Genomic DNA, 5635 nt, shown 5'->3' on the forward strand with positions numbered 1-5635 from the left:
CTTTAATGTGCTTTCCTCTTTGTTTTGGGCTCATAATATTTTTATCCTTCTACAAATTTATCCACATTCCTGCAAAAGCATAATTTCCTATATATCAAAAAAAATTCCTGCCTTTTTCTAGGGCAGGAATTTTTATTTTCTTCATTTATTAATTTTATAATTGAATATCTATTTCTGCATCTTCTCTTAAGCCTTCAACAAATTCCTGAAAAGCCTGATTTTGTTTCTGACCTCTAAGCTGACTTTTAATTTGAGATTTAACTTCCTCAAATTCTCTAACTCCTGCTTCTCTAGAATCAGTAACTTTAATTAAATGAAAACCAAACTGAGTTTCTACTGGCTCAGCACTTACCTCTCCTACACTTAATTCCATTGCAGCATCACGGAAAGTTCTATCTAAACCCTGCTCATTAGCAGTTATAAATCCTAAATCTCCACCATTTTCTGCTGTAGGACCTGTAGAATGCTCTCTTGCCATTTCTGCAAAATCAGCACCATTATTAATCTCAGTTAATATTTCTTCAGCCTTTTCTTTCTCATCGAATAAAATATGGCTTACTTTTTTCTGTTCAGAAGTTTCGAACTGCTGCTGATTGCTGTCATAATATTCTTTAGCTTCTTCATCACTTACACTAACTTCATTTACTACTTCTTCTCTTAATTTATTTACCAGAAAACCATTCATATTATTTTCAAAAAACATATCTTTATACTGCTGCATGGATTCAAAACCCTGCTGCTGAATAGCCTGTTCCAGCTGTTCATCATTTAAATTGTTCTGCTGTTTTAAAGCATTTATCTGCTGATCAAAAATATTATTCATTTCCTGATCACTAACTTCAAGTCCTCTATTTTTAGCTTCCTGGACGAGCAGCTCATTTGTAACTAACTGTTCCAGCTTTAATTTCTGGAATTCATTAACTACTTCCTGACCCGCTTCTGTTTGTAAGATTACAGAGGCAAATTCCTGATTAGACTGTAATAGCTGCATTAAGATGTTTCTAACTCCAGCAAACTGTTCCAGTTCCTGCATCGAAATTTCTTCTCCATTTACATAAGCTGCAACTTCTGGAGTTTCTTCAGTTACTGTCTCATTAACATCTTCCATATCCTGAGCCATAACTGGAACTGATAAAACTAATAAAATTGCTACTGTGATAACTAAAATATTTTTCTTTAAATTCATTAATAAACACTCCCAATTTAAATATTCTAAATTTTTATCCATCGATAATTATTATACCATAAAATCCATTAGAAGCAAACAAGCTCAACTGATTCTAATCCTATTCTAATTATTAATAATAGCAGAAAGGAGATACCAAAATTGATATCTCCTTTAAGTTTAATATTTAACTTTTCATTTTACCAATCAGTCTATTCTTCTAATTTAGGTTTTAATATTCTCAGCATAAAAGCAGTTACAATTGTACCAGCTATAATTGCCAGTGCATAAAATCCAAGATTAGTTACAACATTTGGAATTGGCAGTACAAAAATTCCACCATGAGGAGCTCGTAAACCTACCCCAAATAACATTGATAGAGCACCTGTAATAGCAGAACCGGTCATAATTGAAGGGATGACTCTGATTGGATCAGCCGCAGCAAAAGGAATAGCACCTTCAGTTATAAAGGAAATCCCCATAAACCAGGCAGGCTTACCAGCTTCAATTTCCTGACGGGTAAATCTATTTTTAAATAATACAGTTGCCAGAGCAAGTCCTAAAGGAGGTGTCATACCAGCAGCCATAATTGCTGCCATTGGTCCATAAATTTCTGATCCTAAAAGACCAACTCCAAAAGTATAGGCAGCCTTATTAACAGGTCCACCCATATCAAAAGCCATCATTGCACCTAAAATAAGTCCAAGTAAAACTGCATTAGCATCTGTCATTCCCTGCAGCCATGATTCTAAGCCATTCATTATACCTTCCACAGGTGGTCCAATTAAATAAATCATTAAAAGTCCAACGATTAAACTGGCCAAAAATGGTAAAATTAATATCGGCATTAGACCCTGTAAATTTTCTGGCAGTTTAATTGTTTTCTTTAACCACTGAGTAATATATCCAGCTAAGAAACCTGCAATAATACCACCTAAGAAACCTGCACCTATACTGCTTGCCAGCATACCACCAATCATACCAGGAGCAATACCGGGACGATCAGCAATTGAGAAAGCAATATAACCAGCTAAAATTGGAACCATGAGAGCAAAGGCAGAATTTCCACCAATCTGCATTAAAGCAGCAGCAAGTGAACCTTCCTGTTCAGCCGCATTAATACCAAAGACAAAAGAAAGTGCAATTGAAAGACCACCAGCAACAACAAAGGGAAGCATAAATGAAACACCGGTCATTAAGTGTTTATATGCACCTGTTCTCTTTTCTTTACGCTTTGATTTTTCATCACTAACCTGAGAATAAAGATTTGAATCAACTTCACTTTTTTTGCCGGATTCAGCACCTTCAAGAGCCTGATTAATTAAAGCCTCCGCATCATTAATTGCATCAGCAACAGCCACTTCTACAATATACTTACCACCAAATCGATCTTTGCTGACATTGGTGTCAGCTGCGATAATTACAGCATCTGCTTCTTTGATATCCTGATCTGTTAATTCATTTTCCACACCAACAGATCCCTGAGTTTCTACCTTCATCTGCACATCCATTTTTTTGGCAGCTTCTTCTAAAGATTCAGAAGCCATATAGGTATGTGCTATCCCAGTTGGACAGGAAGTTACAGCAACAATTTTCTTCATAAACTAATCCTCCTCATTTTTTTGAAATCTATTTAGATATTTTCCAGCACACTCATTACCTCTTCTTCATCCTTGGCTTCTAAGAGGCTGTTCCTAAAATCATCATGAATTAAATTTCTGGACAGTTTAGCTAATAATTTTAAATGCTCATCATGAGATTCTTCGGGAACAGTGATTAAGAAAAATAAATAGCTTGGTTTTTCATCCATAGAACCATAATCAATACCTTTTTCTGAACGGCCAAAGGCAACTGCAGGTCTTTTAACTGCTGAGCTTTTTACATGTGGAATGGCAACCCCTTTTCCAACTCCAGTTGTACCTTTTTCTTCTCTTTCCATCGCTTTTTTGATTACTTCTTCTTTATCAGTTATTATTTCATTTTCAGCCATGATTTCAATCATTTCTTTAATTACTGAATCTTTGTCCTCACTTGTTAAATTCATTTTAATCAAATTTTGATTAATAAATTCATTTACTTCCATTATTATACCCCTTTTCTTTGCTTAATAAATTTTTTCTACTTTAGTACTATTTTTTATTCTCTCTATTAACTGGTCATCAATCTTAGAGATTGATCCACTTTCTACAAAAGCTGTTGCCAGCGCTGCAGCAAAAATACCTGTTTCCTTTAAATCCTGATCATTATCTATCTCAGCAGCCAGACCGGCAACCATTGTATCTCCAGCACCAACTGTTGTCTGAGAAACTTTTACCTGGGGAGTATAAATTCTATATCCCTCAGATTCAGAAGCAATAAATGCACCCTTTTCTCCCAGAGAAATCATTACAACACTTACTCCCTGATCAAGTAAATACTTAGCACCCTTTTTTAGATCATCATTGCTGTGTATTTTTCTTCCCAACAAATTTTCAAGTTCTTCTAAATTAGGTTTAACTAAATAGGGAGCCTTTTTTAAAGCCAGTTTGAATTCTTCCCCTGAACTATCTAAAATAACCCTTGCCTCTTTTTCTTTTGCTTTTTCAATTAACACAGCATAAATGTCTTTATCTACACCAGCAGGCAAACTTCCTGAAAGAACAAATGTCTTGTTTTTCTTAACTGACTTTTCAAATAAAACGATAAAATCATTAACATTTTCCTCACTTACTCTACCCGCTTCATTAATTTCAGTTTCCCGATTAGTTTCTTTTTCTTTAATCTTTAAATTTTGTCTTGTTTCAAAATCAGACCAGATAAAGTCGGAATTAACACCTCGATTTTCAAGCATTGAAGTAATTGTCCGGCCATTATTGCCGCCAACTATACCAAGCGCTTTATTTTCCACCTTTAATTCTGTCAAAACTTCAGAAACATTTATTCCTTTTCCTCCAGCCAAAACTGTAGTTTCCTTAACCCTATTTAATTTACCAACTTTTAAATTATCCAAAATAATTATTTTATCGAGGGCTGGATTCAAAGTCACTGTCAATATCATCTGCTCACCTCCATTATTTATTTTAAGCTAGAATAACTTCAATCTTTTCCTGTTCAAGACTTTTTTTCTTATTCTCCTGGATAAAATCTGTGATAATAAAATCTATCTGATTTAATTCAGCAAATCTATAAAAATAAATTTCCTCCCATTTGCTCTGATCAAATATTAGGAAATTCTCGCCAGCTATTTTTAAAGCAATCTCCTTGAGTTTTGCCTCATTTAAATCAGGTGTTGTCGCTGCCGATTCTAAATTAAAACCATTTGAGCCAATAAAACACTTATCTACCCTTAATTTTTTCAGACTATCTTCTGCCATTGGTCCAATCATAGCTTCAGTTGACCACTTAAAATTACCACCAATAACTACAAGTTCACAGTCAAGATCATTCTCATTTATTTTATTAATAATATGAAGAGCGTGAGTTACTATCGTAAGATTCTTTTTTTCTGCTAAAAAATCAATAATATGACTGGTTGTTGTTCCGGCATCAATAAATACTGTATCTCCATCTTTTATGATTTCTGCTGCTTTTTTTCCAATAGCCTTTTTTTCATTGGCCAGTTTATCTTCTTTTTCTTTGAAAGTTGGTTCTAACTTACTGCTGCCGCTTAAGATCGCTCCTCCATGAGTTCGACGGAGAAATCCGTCTTTTTCTAATTCACTTAAATCTCTGCGGATTGTTGCACGTGAAACATCAAAATTTTGGCTTAGTTCATTAACACTTGCTCTTTTTTTATTTTCCAACAATTTTATAATTTGTTTTCTTCTCTCTTCAGCAAACATTAATAAAACCTCTTTTCACCATTTTTTATGTTTGTTTATGATTGTTTGTTTTCGTTTTTGTTCATTTATGATTATATAGTATTCGTTTTTGTTTGTCAACATAATTTTCAAAAAACTTTAAAAAGAGAGATCTTAAGCTAGTTGTAATAAAAACTAATAAAATACTCTATAAAAACAAAAAAAGACCCTTTAAAAGGTCTCTAAATAAAAAAATGGCTCCCCGAGCAAGACTCGAACTTGCGACAAGATGATTAACAGTCACCTGCTCTACCAACTGAGCTATCGGGGAATATAAAATATTAATATTTTCTTTTACTGTAATATATTGTAGCATAAATACTACTATATTTCCAGTACTTTTTTAGATTTTTTCTAAAAAAGTCATTTTAAATAAAAAAAGGACCGGCAGCGACCTACTCTCCCACATCGTTACCAATGCAGTACCATAGGCGCTGGAGGACTTAACTTTTGTGTTCGAGATGGGAACAAGTGTTGCCCCTCCGCTATTACCACCGGAAATCTATAAAATTGTATTATACAGTTAAACTGTACAATCAAAGATACATATAGGAAATAATGATTAAGCCCTCGATCTATTAGTACCAGTTAGCTTAATGTATTACTACACTTACACCTCTGGCCTATCTAC

5 protein-coding genes, 1 tRNA gene and 1 rRNA gene are annotated in these 5635 nt (G+C 34.0%); all 7 read right to left on the reverse strand.

Translation table 11 applies throughout. The features are described from left to right. Positions 1-154: 154 nt before the first annotated feature. The 7 genes from C8C76_RS14690 to rrf all read right to left on the reverse strand — a co-directional run bounded on the left by C8C76_RS14690 (position 155) and on the right by rrf (position 5503). On the reverse strand, positions 155-1186 hold the full coding sequence (locus tag C8C76_RS14690) for a peptidyl-prolyl cis-trans isomerase (protein WP_108142958.1): 1032 nt from the start codon (positions 1184-1186) through the stop codon (positions 155-157). A gap of 191 nt (positions 1187-1377) precedes the next feature. Then, positions 1378-2766 (reverse strand): PTS fructose transporter subunit IIC, encoded by a 1389-nt coding sequence (locus tag C8C76_RS14695; protein WP_108142960.1) that lies wholly within the window; start codon positions 2764-2766, stop codon positions 1378-1380. 32 nt (positions 2767-2798) lie between these two features. Further along, positions 2799-3248, reverse strand: coding sequence for a PTS sugar transporter subunit IIA (locus C8C76_RS14700; protein WP_108142962.1), 450 nt, complete (start codon positions 3246-3248; stop codon positions 2799-2801). A gap of 21 nt (positions 3249-3269) precedes the next feature. Then, a complete protein-coding gene (gene pfkB, locus C8C76_RS14705; RefSeq protein ID WP_108142964.1) occupies positions 3270-4202 on the reverse strand; it encodes a 1-phosphofructokinase in 933 nt (310 codons plus the stop codon). A gap of 22 nt (positions 4203-4224) precedes the next feature. Further along, on the reverse strand, positions 4225-4986 hold the full coding sequence (locus C8C76_RS14710; RefSeq protein ID WP_108142966.1) for a DeoR/GlpR family DNA-binding transcription regulator: 762 nt from the start codon (positions 4984-4986) through the stop codon (positions 4225-4227). A gap of 213 nt (positions 4987-5199) precedes the next feature. Next, positions 5200-5275, reverse strand: a tRNA-Asn gene (locus tag C8C76_RS14715). Positions 5276-5386: 111 nt separating this feature from the next. Continuing rightward, positions 5387-5503: ribosomal RNA gene (rrf, locus tag C8C76_RS14720) — 5S ribosomal RNA — on the reverse strand. Between the last annotated feature and the right edge of the window lie 132 nt (positions 5504-5635).

Source organism: Halanaerobium saccharolyticum, from assembly GCF_003053565.1.
Lineage (GTDB): Bacteria > Bacillota > Halanaerobiia > Halanaerobiales > Halanaerobiaceae > Halanaerobium > Halanaerobium saccharolyticum_B.

What these genes read in the sequence shown, in the direction of transcription:
- C8C76_RS14690 (WP_108142958.1), bottom strand. Translation starts at nt 1,186, where the DNA reads ATGAATTTAAAGAAAAATATTTTAGTTATCACAGTAGCAATTTTATTA.
- C8C76_RS14695 (WP_108142960.1), bottom strand. Translation starts at nt 2,766, where the DNA reads ATGAAGAAAATTGTTGCTGTAACTTCCTGTCCAACTGGGATAGCACAT.
- C8C76_RS14700 (WP_108142962.1), bottom strand. Translation starts at nt 3,248, where the DNA reads ATGGAAGTAAATGAATTTATTAATCAAAATTTGATTAAAATGAATTTA.
- pfkB (WP_108142964.1), bottom strand. Translation starts at nt 4,202, where the DNA reads ATGATATTGACAGTGACTTTGAATCCAGCCCTCGATAAAATAATTATT.
- C8C76_RS14710 (WP_108142966.1), bottom strand. Translation starts at nt 4,986, where the DNA reads ATGTTTGCTGAAGAGAGAAGAAAACAAATTATAAAATTGTTGGAAAAT.